This is a genomic window from Rhizobium sp. NZLR10 (assembly GCF_019685125.1).
Taxonomy (GTDB): Bacteria; Pseudomonadota; Alphaproteobacteria; order Rhizobiales; family Rhizobiaceae; genus Rhizobium.
The window spans coordinates 142,199-158,233 of record NZ_JABDWE010000012.1 but is presented as its reverse complement, the minus strand read 5'-3'; the positions used below and the strand labels follow the sequence as shown (position 1 = coordinate 158,233).

Genomic DNA, 16,035 nt, shown 5'->3' with positions numbered 1-16,035 from the left:
ATTGAGGCTGAGGTTAAGGCCGGGGGTTTAAGGCTTGGGTTTTGATGGGTAAGAGGCCGGCAGTTGAGCGCAGGGGAGAAGCAGAGGACCGCATCGGCAAGGATGCGGCCTTCGACTATGCGCCGCTTCCTGGCACCGCCGACGAGATGGTCGACAATAAAGGTGTTGTCCGCCCGGTCTGGAAGAATTTCCTGTCGCATCTGAGCGCAATGCCGGAAAAGGATCTCGCCGAGCGTTTCGCCCGCGCCGACCGCTATCTCCGGGATGCCGGCGTCTTCTACCGTGCCTACGGCAGCAAGGGCACCGGCGAACGCGCCTGGCCGATCTCGCATATTCCGGTGCTGATCGACGAGCGCGAATGGCAGACGCTGTCGGCAGGCCTCGTCCAGCGCGCCGACCTGCTCGAGGCGATCGTTGCCGATATCTACGGCGACAACCGGCTGGTGCAGGAAGGGGTGCTGCCGCCGGCGCTGATGGCCGCTAATCCCGAATTCCAACGCCCGCTCGCCGGCATCCGGCCGGCCTCCGGCCATTATCTGCATTTCTGCGCCTTCGAGATCGGCCGCGGACCGGACGGCAACTGGTGGGTGCTGGCCGACCGGACGCAGGCGCCGTCGGGCGCCGGTTTCGCGCTGGAAAGCCGCGTCGCGACGACCCGGGCCTTTTCGGATATCTACGCCGAAACCCCGGTCCACCGCCTCGCCTCCTTCTTCGGCGCCTTCCGCGACGCGCTGCAGGGCATGAAACATTCGGGCGACGACCGCATCGCCGTGCTGACGCCAGGCCCCGCCAACGAGACCTATTACGAGCACGCCTACATCGCCCGCTATCTCGGCTTCATGCTGCTCGAGGGCGAGGACCTCACCGTCGTCAAGGGCCGCGTCATGGTGCGCACCGTCGCCGGCCTGAAGCCGATCGGCGTGCTCTGGCGCCGTCTCGATTCGGCCTTTGCCGACCCGCTGGAGCTGAACCAGAATTCGCATATCGGCACGCCCGGCCTCGTCGAAGCGCTGCGCGCCGAAAGCGTCACCATCGTCAATGCGCTCGGTACGGGGGTTCTCGAAACCCGGGCGCTTCTGGCCTTCATGCCGACCATCTGTCACCGTCTACTGGGGCAGGATCTGCAACTTCCATCGATCGCCACCTGGTGGTGCGGCCAGGAGGAAGAGCGCGAGCACGTCGCAAAGAATATCGAGAAGATGGTGATCGGCCCGGCCTATTCCCGCGCCCCCTTCTTCGACGACAGCGGCGAATCCGTGCTCGGCTCGTCACTGCGTGCGGCCGCCAAGGATTCCATCACCGACTGGCTGAGTTCGGACGGACCGAAACTTGTGGGACAGGAGGTCGTCACGCTCTCGACGACGCCCGCCTGGGTGGACGGCAAGCTCGTGCCGCGGCCGATGTCGCTGCGCGTCTTCGCCGCCCGCACAGCGAACGGCTGGCAGATCATGCCCGGCGGTTTTGCCCGCATCGGCTCCGGTGCCGATGTCGCGGCGATCGCCATGCAGTCGGGCGGAGCGGCCGCCGACGTCTGGATCGTCAGCGACAAGCCGGTCGAGCGCCACACTCTGCTGCCGGCCGAAGGCAGCTTCACCCGCAACATGCCGGGTAGCCTCCCAAGCCGGGCGGCCGACAATCTGTTCTGGCTCGGCCGCTACATCGAACGCGCCGAAGGGGCGCTGCGCATCCTGCGCGCCTGGCATGCGCGTTATGCCGAGGCTGCCGATCCGAGCCAGCCGCTGCTCGCCGACGTCTCCGAGTATCTCACGGCTGTCGATATCGATACCGCCGAGGCCGTGCCGGAAACGCTTTTACGCCACATCGACAGCGCCGTTTATTCCGCCAGCAACATCCGCGACCGTTTCTCGCCGGATGGCTGGCTCGCCCTCAACGATCTTGCCAAGACCGCCCGCCGTTTCCATGTCAGCGTCGCTGCAGGCGATGACGCCAGTCACGCGATGACCATCCTTCTGCGCAAGCTTGCGGGCTTCGCCGGCCTGGTGCACGAGAACATGTACCGCTTCATGGGCTGGCGCTTCCTCTCGCTCGGCCGTTATATCGAGCGCGGCCTGCACATGACGCGGCTGCTCGGCCACATGTCCGGCCCGGAAGCGCCCGACGGCGCGCTCGACATGCTGCTCGAGATCGGCGACAGCGTCATGACCCACCGCCGCCGCTACAACGTCAACACGGCGCGGCTGACCGTCACCGACCTTTTGGCGCTCGACCCCCTCAACCCCCGCTCGGTCCTCTTCCAGGTGAACGAGATCCACCACGAGGTCGAGCAACTGCCGAACGCCCTGATCAACGGCCAGATGTCGCCCTTCTACCGCGAGGCGATGCGGCTCCATTCCGGCCTGGCAGTGATGACGCCGGAGGGCATGGGGGTCGAGGTCTATCAACGGCTCGAACGCGAATTGGAGCAGCTTTCCGAGCTGCTCGCCCAGACCTATCTCGGGTGACATCAATGCTCTACGATCTTTCGCTTCGGATGGGTTACAGCTACGACGTGCCGGCCTCCGGCGCCCGCCACATCATGCGCCTGATGCCGCTGTCACTGACCAACCGGCAACGTCTGGTCGCCGGCTCGATCACCATCTCGCCGACGCCGGACGAGCAGTCGCATTTCGTCGATTTCTTCGATCATCCCGCCACCTCCTTCATGCTGCGCGCGCCGCACGAGACGCTCGACATTCGCATGCAGGCCCGCGTGCAGGTGGAAAGCCAGCCGATCGCCGCCGATTTCTCGCCATTGCTCGCCGACTTGCCGGAGGAGATATCAGGCATCTGGTCGCTGGCGCCGGATTCGCCGCACCATTTCCTCGGCGATAGCCCGCGCCTGACCCAAGCGCGCGAGATCAGCGACTTTGCCCGAAGCTGTGCCATGCCTGATCTGACGGCGATGCAGATCGCCCATGCGCTCTGTGCCCGCATCAACAAGAATTTCACCTACGACCCCGAGGCGACGACGGTGGACACGACGCCGCTCGAAGCATTCACGCTGAAGCGCGGCGTCTGCCAGGATTTCACCCACATCATGATCCTGGCGCTCCGGAGCCTCGGCATTCCGGCCGGCTACGTCTCCGGTTTCCTGCGCACCATCCCCCCACCGGGCAAGGAACGGCTGGAAGGTGCAGATGCCATGCATGCCTGGGTGCGGGTCTGGTGCGGCGAGACGATCGGCTGGATCGAACTCGACCCGACCAACAACATCGCCGCCGGCACCGACCACATCGTCGTCGCCTACGGCCGGGACTATTCCGACGTCGTCCCCGTCATCGGCGTGTTGAAAAGCTATGGCGGCCAACGCGCCGACCAGGCGGTCGACGTGATCCCGCTGAAATAATCCCAAAACTGGAAGAATCCGCCGATTCGTTAAAATTGTATTGACGTCGTAAGGACAACGGAAAGGAGGAGCGTGCCTAATGTCACCCACAGGGTCTATTTCGGGTGAACATGATGAGCACCTCTTTTTTGCATCCCTGCCTGCGTCGCATGTTCAGCGACCGTGGCGGTAATTTCGGTATGATGACGGCGATCCTGCTGCCCGTTCTTTTCGGTGCAGCCGGCATGGCGATCCAGGTGGGAGATATACTGCTCTCCAAACAGCAATTGCAGGAGGCCGCCGATTCCGCCGCGCTCGCAACCGCGACCGCGCTGGCGAACGGCACGATCCAGACTTCGCAGGCCGAGGCCTTCGCGCGGAATTTCGTCGCCGGACAAATGGCGAATTACCTGCAGAGCAGCGCCGATATTAAGAGCGCGACAGGCGTCGATATCAAGACGACGACGTCGGGCAAATCGACATCCTATCAGGTGACGGTTTCACCAGGTTACGACCTCACCGTCAACCCGCTGATGCAGGCGGTCGGTTTCAGCACGCAGCATCTTTCGACATCAAGCACGACGGTCGGCGGCCATTCGCAGAGCCAGGGCTCGCTTTCCATGTATCTCGCGCTCGATAAATCGGGGTCGATGGGAGATCCCACCGCGACCGTCAACGAGGATGATCCGACGGAACCATTCACCTATAAATGTAATCCTCACCTGAATAATGGCGGCAACCAGGTGATTTACGACAAATGCACCGGCAGCCGTGCGCACTATTACACCAAGATAGAGGCGCTGAAGATCGCTGCAGGCAATCTTTTTAGCCAGCTCAACAGCGCCGATCCCAATGCCGAATACGTGCGCACCGGCGCTGTATCCTACGATCTCGTTGAGTACACGCCGAGTAAGCTCGCTTGGGGAATCACCGCTGTCACGAGCTACGTTAACGCGCTTCAATCGGGAGGCGGCACGAATTCAAGCGGCGCAGTGAACACGGCTTACACGTCTCTGACCGCCAAGAACGCCGCGGGCAATGACGCCGAGGACGCAGCTCACAAGCTCAAGACCGGGCAAGTACCCAAGAAGTACATCGTTTTCATGACCGATGGCGACAACAACGACGACAGCAGCTACGGCCGTTCATACGACACCTTGACCAAGGCAACATGCGACACCGCGAAATCCAAGGGCATCGAAATTTACACGATCGCCTTCATGGCGCCCGCGGGCGGACAGGCGCTGCTGCATTATTGCGCTTCCGATGACGCCCATTATTTCCAGGCGGAAAAAATGGAAGATCTGCTTGCCGCCTTCAAGGCGATCGGAGCGAAGGCCTCTGCACAGATGACACGCCTGACGAACTGATAAACGCTCGAGAAACGGGAACCAAAAAGCCGCTCCGGAACAAACCGGGGCGGCTTTTCGTTATCGCTATCCCATCCATCTGATCGGGAAAAGCGATTGAAATCAACCCCCTTGAACCCTGTGAATATGAAGGTTTCGCAATTTTTTCGTTTGTCCAAATCCTTTGTTGCAAGTGCTTAGTAACGATGCATAAACTGTCGTCGATGCGAGCGACAAATCGATTAGATCAGGCATAACATCCTGAAACCAAATTAAAATTGGCGAGACCTGACAATGAACACCGTTTCCAAGCCGGTTATCCCCTCCCCCGCCCCGCGCAGCTCAAAGCCGGAAATTCTCGCCGAAGAAATCATCGAACGACTGACCTACCGCATCGGCAAGGATGCCAAGGTGGCAAAGCCGCATGACTGGCTGACGGCGACGATCCTCGTGGTGCGCGACCGCATTATCGACAGATGGATGGCCTCCACCCGCGAGGTTTATGCGACCGGCGCCAAGCGCGTCTATTATCTTTCCCTCGAATTCCTGATCGGCCGCCTGATGCGCGATGCCGTCTCGAACCTCGGCCTGATGGAGGAGGTGCGCGATGCGCTCGCCTCGCTCGGCGTCGACGTCAACGTCATTGCCGGCCTGGAGCCCGATGCCGCACTCGGCAATGGCGGCCTCGGCCGCTTGGCCGCCTGTTTCATGGAGAGCATGGCAACGGTCGACGTACCCGCCTACGGCTACGGCATCCGCTATGTGCACGGCCTCTTCCGCCAGCAGCTGGCCGACGGCTGGCAGGTGGAGCTGCCGGAAAACTGGCTCGCCCACGGCAATCCCTGGGAGTTCGAGCGCCGCGAGAGCGCCTATGAAATTGGCTTCGGCGGCGCCGTCGAATTCATCACCACACATGACGACCAGCCGCGCTACGTCTGGAAACCGGCCGAGCGCGTCATCGCCGCCGCCTTCGACACGCCGGCGGTCGGCTGGCGCGGCAAGCGTGTCAACACGCTGCGCCTCTGGTCGGCGCAGCCGATCGATCCGATCCTGCTCGATGCCTTCAATGCCGGCGACCACATCGGCGCGCTGCGCGAAAGCAACAAGGCCGAAAGTCTGACCCGGGTTCTCTATCCTGCCGACGCCACCCCGGCCGGCCAGGAACTGCGCCTGCGCCAGGAATTCTTCTTCTCGTCCGCCTCGCTGCAGGACATCCTGCGCCGCCATCTGCAGCAGTATGACGATTTCACTTCGCTGCCTGATAAGGTGGCGATCCAGCTGAACGACACCCATCCCTCCGTCTCGGTTGCCGAACTCGTGCGCCTACTCTGTGACGTGCACGGCATGGATTTCGACCAGGCCTGGGACATCACCCGCCGCACTTTCTCCTACACCAACCACACGCTGCTGCCCGAAGCGCTGGAAAGCTGGGCGGTGCCGCTGTTCGAGCGTCTGCTGCCGCGCCACATGCAGATCATCTATGCGATCAACGCCAAGATTCTGATCGACGCGCGCAAGGGCAAGAACTTCTCCGATGGGGAAATCCGCTCGATCTCGCTGATCGATGAAAGCGGCGACCGCCGCGTGCGCATGGGCAACCTTGCTTTCGTCGGCTCGCATTCGATCAACGGCGTCTCTGCCCTGCACACCGACCTGATGAAGGTCACGGTCTTTGCCGATCTCCACAAACTCTATCCCGATCGCATCAACAACAAGACCAACGGCATCACGCCGCGCCGCTGGCTGCAGCAGTGCAATCCCGGGCTCACCGGCCTGATCCGCGAGGCGATCGGCGACGAATTCCTCGACGACGCCGAGAAGCTGCGCCCGCTCGAGGCGCATGCTTCGGATCCGAGCTTCCAGGAGAAGTTCGCAGCGGTAAAGCGGGCCAACAAGGTGGCGCTCTCCAACCTGGTCGCCAGCCGCATGGGCGTGAAGCTCGATCCGTCGGCGATGTTCGACATCCAGATCAAGCGCATCCACGAATACAAGCGCCAGCTGCTGAACATCATCGAAGCCGTCGCGCTCTACGACCAGATCCGTTCGCATCCCGAGCTCGACTGGGTGCCGCGCGTCAAACTCTTCGCCGGCAAGGCGGCGCCGAGTTACTACAACGCCAAGCTGATCATCAAGCTGATCAACGACGTCGCCCGCACCATCAACAACGACCCATCGGTACGCGGCCTGCTGAAGGTCGTCTTCGTGCCGAACTACAATGTCTCGCTGGCTGAGGTCATGGTTCCGGCCGCCGACCTCTCCGAGCAGATATCGACCGCCGGCATGGAAGCATCCGGCACCGGCAACATGAAGTTCGGCCTGAACGGCGCGTTGACCATCGGCACGCTCGATGGCGCCAATGTCGAGATGCGCGACAATGTTGGCGAAGACAACATCGTCATCTTCGGCCTCAAGGCCGACGAGGTGTCGAAGGTCCGCAGTGACGGGCACAATCCCCGCGCCATTATCGAAGGATCGCGCGAACTCGCCCAGGCGCTCGCCGCCATCGGCTCCGGCGTTTTCTCTCCCGATGACCGCAACCGTTACACGTCACTGATCGACGGCATCTATTCGCACGACTGGTTCATGGTCGCTGCCGATTTCGACGCCTACGCCCAGGCTCAGCGCGAAGTCGATCAAATCTGGACCAACCAGTCCGCCTGGTACACCAAGACGATCAACAACACGGCGCGGATGGGCTGGTTCTCTTCCGACCGGACGATCAGGCAATATGCAGACGAAATCTGGAGAGCCGGATGAAAACGCCGAAAACCCTCCCTGAAGTAGCGCTTTCCTGGGAAGTTTCGGCAGATGAAATCGCGGCGATCCTTGCCGGCTCGCATTCCAATCCCTTTGCCGTCCTAGGTGTGCACCAGGCAGGCGACGCCTTCGTCGCCCGGTGTTTCATCCCGGGCGCGGAGGAAGTGACCGCCATGACGTTCGACGGCGGCGTCATCGGCGAACTGAAACTGCTCCATGCCGACGGCGTCTTCGCCGGCCCGGTTTCCTTCACAAAGCTCCAGCCGGTGCGTTACCGCGCCCGGCGCGGCGATGCCGAATGGGCTGTCACCGATCCTTACAGCTTCGGTCCGGTACTCGGGCCGATGGACGATTATTTTGCCCGCCAGGGCTCGCACCTGCGCCTGTTCGACAAGATGGGCGCCCACCTCATCAAGCATGATGGCGCCCAGGGCATCCATTTCGCCGTCTGGGCCCCGAATGCGCAGCGCGTCTCCGTCGTCGGCGATTTCAACAATTGGGACGGCCGTCGTCACGTCATGCGCTTCCGCTCCGATAGCGGCATCTGGGAAATCTTTGCCCCTGATGTACCGATCGGCGTTGCCTACAAGTTCGAGATCCGCGGCCAGGACGGCGTGCTGCTGCCGCTAAAGGCCGATCCCTTCGCCCGCCGCAGCGAGCTCCGGCCGAAAACCGCCTCCATCACCGCCGCCGATCTCGAGCAGGAGTGGGAAGACGAAGCCCATCTCAAACACTGGCGCGAGGTCGACAAGCGCCGCCAGCCGATCTCGATCTACGAGGTGCATGCCGCGTCCTGGCAGCGGCGGCAGGACGGCACGATGCTTTCCTGGGACGAGCTCGCCTCCAGCCTCATCCCCTATTGCGCCGATATGGGCTTCACCCATATCGAATTCCTGCCGATCACCGAGTATCCCTATGACCCCTCCTGGGGTTACCAGACCACCGGCCTCTACGCACCGACCGCTCGTTTCGGCGAGCCGGAGGGTTTTGCCCGTTTCGTCAACGGCTGCCACAAGGTCGGCATCGGCGTCATCCTCGACTGGGTGCCGGCGCATTTCCCGACCGACGAACACGGCCTCGGCTGGTTCGACGGCACGGCACTCTATGAGCACGAAGACCCGCGCAAGGGTTTCCACCCGGACTGGAGCACGGCGATTTACAATTTCGGCCGGACCGAGGTCGTTTCCTATCTGGTCAACAACGCGCTCTACTGGGCCGAGAAATTCCATCTCGACGGTCTGCGCGTCGATGCCGTCGCCTCGATGCTCTATCTCGATTATTCCCGCAAGCACGGCGAATGGATCCCGAACGAATATGGCGGCAACGAGAACCTGGAAGCGGTCCGCTTTCTGCAGGACCTCAACATCCGCATCTACGGCAATCATTCCAACGTCATGACCATCGCCGAGGAATCGACTTCCTGGCCAAAGGTCTCGCAGCCGGTGCATGAAGGCGGCCTCGGCTTCGGCTTCAAGTGGAATATGGGCTTCATGCACGACACGCTGAGCTACATGAGCCGCGATCCCCTATACCGCGGGCACCATCACAACGAGCTCACCTTCGGCCTGCTCTACGCCTATTCGGAAAATTTCGTCCTGCCGCTCTCGCATGATGAGGTTGTCCACGGCAAAGGCTCGCTGATTGCCAAGATGCCGGGCGATGACTGGCAGAAATTCGCCAACCTGCGCGCCTACTACGCCTATATGTGGGGCTATCCCGGCAAGAAGCTGCTGTTCATGGGCCAGGAATTCGCCCAGTGGAGCGAGTGGAGCGAGGCGAAGTCGCTCGACTGGAACCTGCTTCAGTATCGCATGCACGAGGGCATACGGCGTCTGGTGCGCGACCTCAACTTCACCTATCGCAGCAAGCCGGCGCTGCATGAGCGCGACTGCGAGGGTGAAGGTTTTGAATGGCTGGTCGCCGACGACCACCAGAATTCCGTCTTTGCCTGGCTGCGCAAAGCACCGGGCCAGAAGCCGGTCGCCGTCATCACCAATTTCACCCCCGTCTACCGCGAGAACTACACGATCCGCCTGCCGTCCGCAGGCCGCTGGCGGGAAATCTTGAACACCGATGCCGACATCTACGGCGGCAGCGGCAAGGGCAATGGCGGGCGCGTGCAGGCCGTCGATGCCGGCGGCAACATCACCTGCTCGATCACCTTGCCGCCCTTGGCGACAATCATGCTTGAACCTGAAAATTAGTGACTGGTGGGAGGAGAAAATGGTAGAGAAGCGCGTTCAGCCACTTGCCCGCGATGCAATGGCTTATGTTCTGGCCGGCGGCAGGGGGAGCCGTCTTAAGGAACTCACCGACCGGCGTGCCAAGCCGGCCGTCTATTTCGGCGGTAAGGCCCGCATCATCGATTTCGCCCTGTCGAACGCCCTGAATTCGGGCATCCGCCGCATCGGCGTTGCCACGCAATACAAGGCGCATTCGCTGATCCGCCACATGCAGCGCGGCTGGAACTTCTTCCGCCCCGAGCGCAACGAAAGCTTCGACATCCTGCCCGCCAGCCAGCGCGTTTCGGAAACGCAGTGGTATGAGGGCACCGCCGACGCCGTCTATCAGAACATCGACATCATCGAGGATTACGGTGTCGAGTACATGGTCATTCTCGCCGGCGACCACGTCTACAAGATGGACTACGAGTGGATGCTGCAGCAGCACGTCGATTCCGGCGCCGACGTCACCATCGGCTGCCTGGAAGTGCCGCGCATGGAAGCGGTGGGCTTCGGCGTCATGCATGTCAACGACAAGGACGAGATCATCGCCTTCGTCGAGAAGCCGGCCGATCCGCCGCCTATTCCCGACAAGCCGGATTTCGCCCTCGCCTCGATGGGCATCTACGTCTTCCACACCAAGTTCCTGCTCGATGCGCTGCGCCGCGACGCTGCCGACCCGAACTCCAGCCGCGACTTCGGCAAGGACATCATCCCCTATATCGTCAAGAACGGTAAGGCGGTCGCCCACCGCTTCGCCAAGTCCTGCGTCCGTTCCGATTTCGAGCACGAGCCCTATTGGCGCGACGTCGGCACGATCGACGCCTATTGGCAGGCCAATATCGACCTGACGGCGATCGTTCCGGAACTCGACATCTACGACAAGTCCTGGCCGATCTGGACCTATGCCGAGATCACCCCGCCGGCGAAATTCGTCCATGACGACGAGGATCGCCGCGGCTCGGCCACCTCCTCGGTTGTCTCGGGCGACTGCATCATCTCGGGCGCCAGCCTCAACAACAGCCTGCTCTTTACCGGCGTCAGGGCCAACTCCTTCTCCAAATTGGAAGGAGCGGTCATCCTGCCGAACGTCAAGATCGGCCGGCGGGCACAGCTCAGCAATGTGGTGATCGACCATGGCGTCGTCATTCCGGAAGGTCTGGTCGTCGGCGAGGATTCCGAACTCGACGCCAAACGTTTCCGGCGGACGGAAAGCGGCATCTGCCTGATCACCCAACCGATGATCGACAAGCTGGATATCTGACTTATGAAAGTTCTTTCGGTTTCGTCCGAAGTCTTCCCTTTGATCAAGACAGGGGGTCTGGCCGATGTGTCAGGCGCCCTGCCGATTGCTCTTAAAGCCTTCGGGGTCGAGACCAAGACCCTTCTGCCCGGCTATCCCGCCGTCATGAAGGTCATTCGCGACCCGGTCGTCAGGCTCGAATTCCCCGACCTGCTCGGCGAGCCGGCGACCGTGCTTGAGGTCCGGCATGAGGGCCTCGATCTGCTCATCCTCGATGCGCCGGCCTATTATGACAGGTCGGGCGGCCCCTATGTCGATCCGCTCGGCAAGGACTATCCCGATAATTGGCGGCGTTTCGCCGCGCTGTCGCTCGCCGCCTCCGAGATCGCCGCCGGACTGCTGCCCGGCTGGCGGCCGGATCTCGTCCATACCCACGACTGGCAGGCGGCGCTGACCTCGGTCTACATGCGCTATTATCCGACGCCGGAACTGCCGAGCGTGCTGACCATCCACAATATCGCCTTCCAGGGCCAGTTCGGGTCCGAGATCTTTCCCGGCCTGCGCCTGCCCGCCCATGCCTTCGCCACCGACAGCATCGAATATTACGGAACTGTCGGTTTCCTCAAGGGTGGCCTGCAGACCGCCCATGCGATTACGACGGTCAGCCCGACCTATGCCGACGAGATTCTGACGCCGGAATTCGGCATGGGGCTCGAGGGCGTCATTGCCAGCCACATCGACAATCTGCACGGCATCGTCAACGGCGTCGACACCGATATCTGGAACCCGGCGACCGATCCCGTCGTCCACACCCATTACGGCGCGACGACGCTGAAGAACCGCGAGGAGAACCGTCGCTCGATCGCCGAATTCTTCCATCTCGACAATGACGACGCCCCGATTTTCTGCGTCATCAGCCGTCTCACCTGGCAGAAGGGCATGGATATCGTCGCCAACGTCGCCGACGAGATTGTTGCCATGGGCGGCAAGCTCGTTGTGCTCGGCTCCGGCGAAGCGGCACTTGAAGGCGCGTTGCTGGCCGCCGCCGCCCGCCATCCCGGCCGCATCGGCGTCTCGATCGGCTATAACGAGCCGATGTCGCATCTGATGCAGGCCGGCTGCGATGCGATCATCATCCCTTCGCGCTTCGAACCCTGCGGCCTGACCCAGCTTTACGGCCTGCGTTATGGCTGCGTGCCGATCGTCGCCCGCACCGGCGGACTGAATGACACGGTGATCGACGCCAATCACGCCGCACTTGCGGCGAAAGTGGCAACCGGCATACAATTCTCACCTGTGACGGAAACGGGCATGCTACAGGCAATCCGCCGTGCAATGCATTTTTACGCGGACCGGAAACTCTGGACCCAATTGCAAAAGCAAGGCATGAAATCGGATGTCTCCTGGGAGAAGAGCGCCGAACGCTACGCTGCCCTCTATTCAAGCCTCGTCTCGAAAGGCATGTGAACTAAAATGAACAAGTCTGTACCCACCACGCCCTATCTGGACCAGAAGCCCGGGACGTCGGGCCTGCGCAAGAAGGTTCCGGTGTTCCAGCAGCCGAATTATGCGGAGAACTTCATCCAGTCGATCTTCGATTCACTGGAAGGCTTTCAGGGCAAGTGCCTCGTCATCGGCGGCGACGGACGCTACTACAATCGCGAAGTCATCCAGAAGGCGATCAAGATGGCCGCCGCCAACGGCTTCGGCAAGGTCATGGTCGGCAAAGGCGGCATTCTGTCGACGCCGGCCGCCTCCCACATCATCCGCAAGTACAAGGCTTTCGGCGGCATCATTCTTTCCGCCAGCCACAATCCCGGCGGTCCGACCGAAGATTTCGGGATCAAATACAACATCAACAATGGCGGCCCGGCGCCGGAAAAGATCACCGACGCGATTTATGCACGCTCCAAGACGATCGACAGCTACAAGATCGCCGATTTCGCCGACGTCAATCTCGACCGCATCGGCAAGGACGAGCTTCCCGGCGGCACGATCCTGTCGGTCATCGACCCGGTCGAGGACTATGCCGCGCTGATGGAAGAGCTGTTCGATTTCGGCGCCATCCGCAACCTGATCAGCCTCGGCTTCCGCATTGCCTTCGATGGGATGAGCGCCGTCACCGGCCCCTATGCCAAGGAAATCTTCGAAAATCGCCTTGGCGCTCCCTTGGGATCGGTGCGCAACTTCATGCCGCTGCCGGATTTCGGCGGCCATCATCCGGACCCCAACCCGGTTCACTGCAAAGAACTCTTCGATGAGATGATGGGCGATGACGCGCCCGATTTCGGCGCCGCGTCCGATGGCGACGGCGACCGCAATCTGATTATCGGCCGCGGCATCTTCGTCACGCCCTCCGACAGCCTGGCGATTCTGGCCGCCAACGCCAATCTCGCTCCCGGCTATTCCGGCGGCCTTGCCGGCATCGCCCGCTCGATGCCGACATCGGGCGCGGCCGATCGTGTCGCTGAAAAGCGCGGCATCGGCATGTACGAAACGCCGACCGGATGGAAGTTCTTCGGCAACCTGCTCGACGCCGGCATGGCGACGATCTGTGGTGAGGAAAGCTCCGGCACCGGCTCCAGTCACGTCCGCGAAAAGGACGGCCTCTGGGCCGTGCTGCTGTGGCTGAACATTCTTGCCGTGCGCGGCGAGAGCGTCGCCGATATCGTCACCCAGCACTGGCAGACCTACGGCCGCAATTATTATTCGCGCCATGACTACGAAGGTCTCGACACCGATGCGGCGAACGGCCTTGTGGACAATCTCCGCAGCCAGCTTTCCACCCTGCCCGGCAAGAGCTTCGGCAGCCTGAAGGTCGAAAAGGCTGACGACTTCGCCTATCACGACCCTATCGACAAATCGGTGAGCGAGCATCAGGGTGTCCGCGTGCTCTTCGAAGGCGGCTCCCGCGTCGTCTTCCGCCTGTCCGGCACCGGCACGTCTGGCGCAACCTTGCGTGTCTATATCGAGCGCTACGAGCCGGATTCGACTCGCCACAACATCGAAACGCAGGAAGCGCTCGCCGATCTGATTGCGGCCGCCGAAAGCATTGCCAGCATTCGTGAACGCACGGGACGCGATGCGCCAACCGTGATCACCTGATCCGGGGGGAACATGCGGGGGAACAGTTCGGCGCAAAGCGGCGCGATCGTCTTCGAGACCGGCGTCGAATTTGGCGTGTGGTCGCATCATGCCGCACAAATCGAACTCTGCCTCTTCGAGGATGACGGCAACAGGGAGTTCGCGCGCTTGCCGATGGCGCGCGACAGCAACTACACCCACCGTCTCTTTGTCGACGGGCTGAAGGCGGGGGCTCGCTACGGCTATCGTGCCGACGGTATCTACGCCCCTGACAACGGCCTCTGGTACGATCCCTCCAAACTGCTGATCGATCCCTACGCCAAGGAAATCGATAGGCCGTTCCGCTACGATCCCCGCCTCGGCATCTATGGCGAGGATAGCCAGGATCTGATGCCGAAGGCGATCGTCACCACCGATACGCCTGCCGAAATCCGCAAGCCGCTCTTCAAACCGGGCGGCTTTATTTATGAAGTGGCGGTACGGCCCTTCACCATTCTCCATCCCGACGTGCCGGAGGCCGAGCGCGGCACGGTCGCTGCCCTTGCCCATCCCTCCGTCATCGCCCATCTGAAGCGGATCGGTGTCGATGCCGTCGAGCTGATGCCGATAACCGCCTGGATCGACGAACGCCACCTGCCGCCGCTCGGCCTCACCAATGGCTGGGGCTACAATCCCGTCGCCTTCATGGCGCTCGATCCGCGGCTCGCCCCCGGCGGCATGGCCGAGCTGCGCCAGACGGTCGCGGCCCTCCATGCCGAAGGCATCGCCGTCATCCTCGATCTCGTCTTCAACCATACCGGCGAGAGCGACCGTTACGGCGCGACGCTATCGCTGCGCGGTCTCGACAACCTGCATTATTATCGCCACGCCCACAGCAGCCCTAACGAGCTCGTCAACGACACCGGTACCGGCAATACGCTCGCCTGCGACCATCCAGAGGTCCGGCGTCTCATCATTGATAGCCTACGCCATTTCGTGTTGAACGCCGGCGTCGATGGCTTTCGCTTCGATCTTGCCCCGGTTCTCGGCCGCACCGCGACAGGCTTCGAGCGCGACGGCGGAACGCTTGCCGCGATCCTCGCCGACAAAGTGCTTGCCGACCGCATCATGATTGCCGAACCCTGGGATATCGGCCCGGGCGGTTATCAGCTCGGCAATTTCCCCAGCTCCTTCCTCGAATGGAACGATCGTGTTCGTGACGATCTGCGCTGCTACTGGCGCGGCGACGATTGGAAGACCGGCGCGCTGGCGACCGCACTCGCCGGCTCCTCCGACATCTTCTCCCGCAACGACGGCAGGCAGACGCGTAGCGTCAACTTCCTCGCCGCCCATGACGGCTTCACGCTGACAGATCTCGTCTCCTACGCCGGAAAGCACAATGACGCCAATGGCGAACACAATCGTGATGGCCACAACGAGAACCACTCGTGGAATGGCGGCGTCGAGGGAGAAACCGTCTATCCGACGATCCGCAAGCGCCGCCGGGACGATGTGACGGCGCTGATATCGACGCTGTTTGCCACCCGCGGCAGCATCATGCTGACGGCGGGCGACGAGGGCGGCCGCAGCCAGCACGGCAACAACAACGCCTATTGCCAGGACAACGAGATCACCTGGCTGGATTGGAAGGCGCTGGACGAAGGTCTGGTCGCCCATACCGCCTTCGTCGCAGGCCTGCGTCGCCGCTTCACCGCCTTCTCCGAAACGGGATTGCTGTCAGGAAACGGCGATGTCGAATGGATTTCGCTCTCCGGCGAGCCGATGACGGTTGTCGAATGGGAGACGCCGTCGCTTTCCACGCTCGGCATGCTGCTGTCGACCGGCGACCGCTCCTTGCGCGGCAGGCAGACCCGGCTTGCCGTGCTTTTCAACCGTTCGGGGGATCGCCAATTTTTCACGCTGCCGTCCGGGGCCGAGCCGGGCTGGCGCCAGTTGACACCGGAGGGCGCGAAGAAAATCGGCGACCGCGCAACCGTCGAGCCGCGGTCCGTCGCCTTTTTCGTAGAAAATTGACCGCCGCCTCTCGCTTGCGCAAATCCTTGTCGCAATCGTCAC

9 protein-coding genes are annotated in these 16,035 nt (G+C 62.1%); all 9 read left to right on the top strand.

Going from position 1 to position 16,035, the window contains the following annotated elements; genetic code table 11:
* Positions 1–44 precede the first annotated feature (44 nt).
* The 9 genes from HJB82_RS19145 (at position 45) to glgX (ending at position 15,993) form a co-directional block, all read left to right on the top strand.
* Positions 45–2,462, top strand: a complete 2,418-nt coding sequence (locus HJB82_RS19145; protein WP_221116628.1) for a circularly permuted type 2 ATP-grasp protein — start codon at positions 45–47, stop codon at positions 2,460–2,462.
* Positions 2,463–2,467: 5 nt separating this feature from the next.
* Positions 2,468–3,346 carry a transglutaminase family protein gene (locus HJB82_RS19140; protein WP_221131748.1) on the top strand — a complete coding sequence of 293 codons (879 nt, stop codon included), beginning with the start codon at positions 2,468–2,470 and terminating at the stop codon, positions 3,344–3,346.
* 113 nt (positions 3,347–3,459) lie between these two features.
* On the top strand, positions 3,460–4,695 hold the full coding sequence (locus HJB82_RS19135; protein WP_221141008.1) for a TadE/TadG family type IV pilus assembly protein: 1,236 nt from the start codon (positions 3,460–3,462) through the stop codon (positions 4,693–4,695).
* Positions 4,696–4,968: 273 nt separating this feature from the next.
* Positions 4,969–7,431 (top strand): glycogen/starch/alpha-glucan phosphorylase, encoded by a 2,463-nt coding sequence (locus tag HJB82_RS19130; protein ID WP_221141006.1) that lies wholly within the window; start codon positions 4,969–4,971, stop codon positions 7,429–7,431.
* Positions 7,428–9,635 carry a 1,4-alpha-glucan branching protein GlgB gene (gene glgB / locus HJB82_RS19125; protein ID WP_221141004.1) on the top strand — a complete coding sequence of 736 codons (2,208 nt, stop codon included), beginning with the start codon at positions 7,428–7,430 and terminating at the stop codon, positions 9,633–9,635. The genes HJB82_RS19130 and glgB overlap by 4 nt, the downstream gene beginning before the upstream one ends.
* A 19-nt stretch (positions 9,636–9,654) precedes the next feature.
* Positions 9,655–10,917, top strand: a complete 1,263-nt coding sequence (gene glgC, locus HJB82_RS19120; protein ID WP_221141002.1) for a glucose-1-phosphate adenylyltransferase — start codon at positions 9,655–9,657, stop codon at positions 10,915–10,917.
* A gap of 3 nt (positions 10,918–10,920) precedes the next feature.
* Positions 10,921–12,363 (top strand): glycogen synthase GlgA, encoded by a 1,443-nt coding sequence (glgA, locus tag HJB82_RS19115; protein WP_221141000.1) that lies wholly within the window; start codon positions 10,921–10,923, stop codon positions 12,361–12,363.
* A 6-nt stretch (positions 12,364–12,369) separates the two neighbouring features.
* Positions 12,370–14,001 (top strand): alpha-D-glucose phosphate-specific phosphoglucomutase, encoded by a 1,632-nt coding sequence (locus HJB82_RS19110; protein ID WP_207581794.1) that lies wholly within the window; start codon positions 12,370–12,372, stop codon positions 13,999–14,001.
* 12 nt (positions 14,002–14,013) lie between these two features.
* Positions 14,014–15,993, top strand: coding sequence for a glycogen debranching protein GlgX (gene glgX / locus HJB82_RS19105; RefSeq protein ID WP_221116625.1), 1,980 nt, complete (start codon positions 14,014–14,016; stop codon positions 15,991–15,993).
* Positions 15,994–16,035: the final 42 nt, after the last annotated feature.

What these genes read in the sequence shown, in the direction of transcription:
- HJB82_RS19140 (WP_221131748.1), top strand. Translation starts at nt 2,468, where the DNA reads ATGCTCTACGATCTTTCGCTTCGGATGGGTTACAGCTACGACGTGCCG.
- HJB82_RS19130 (WP_221141006.1), top strand. Translation starts at nt 4,969, where the DNA reads ATGAACACCGTTTCCAAGCCGGTTATCCCCTCCCCCGCCCCGCGCAGC.
- HJB82_RS19135 (WP_221141008.1), top strand. Translation starts at nt 3,460, where the DNA reads ATGAGCACCTCTTTTTTGCATCCCTGCCTGCGTCGCATGTTCAGCGAC.
- HJB82_RS19145 (WP_221116628.1), top strand. Translation starts at nt 45, where the DNA reads ATGGGTAAGAGGCCGGCAGTTGAGCGCAGGGGAGAAGCAGAGGACCGC.
- glgB (WP_221141004.1), top strand. Translation starts at nt 7,428, where the DNA reads ATGAAAACGCCGAAAACCCTCCCTGAAGTAGCGCTTTCCTGGGAAGTT.
- glgA (WP_221141000.1), top strand. Translation starts at nt 10,921, where the DNA reads ATGAAAGTTCTTTCGGTTTCGTCCGAAGTCTTCCCTTTGATCAAGACA.
- glgX (WP_221116625.1), top strand. Translation starts at nt 14,014, where the DNA reads ATGCGGGGGAACAGTTCGGCGCAAAGCGGCGCGATCGTCTTCGAGACC.
- HJB82_RS19110 (WP_207581794.1), top strand. Translation starts at nt 12,370, where the DNA reads ATGAACAAGTCTGTACCCACCACGCCCTATCTGGACCAGAAGCCCGGG.
- glgC (WP_221141002.1), top strand. Translation starts at nt 9,655, where the DNA reads ATGGTAGAGAAGCGCGTTCAGCCACTTGCCCGCGATGCAATGGCTTAT.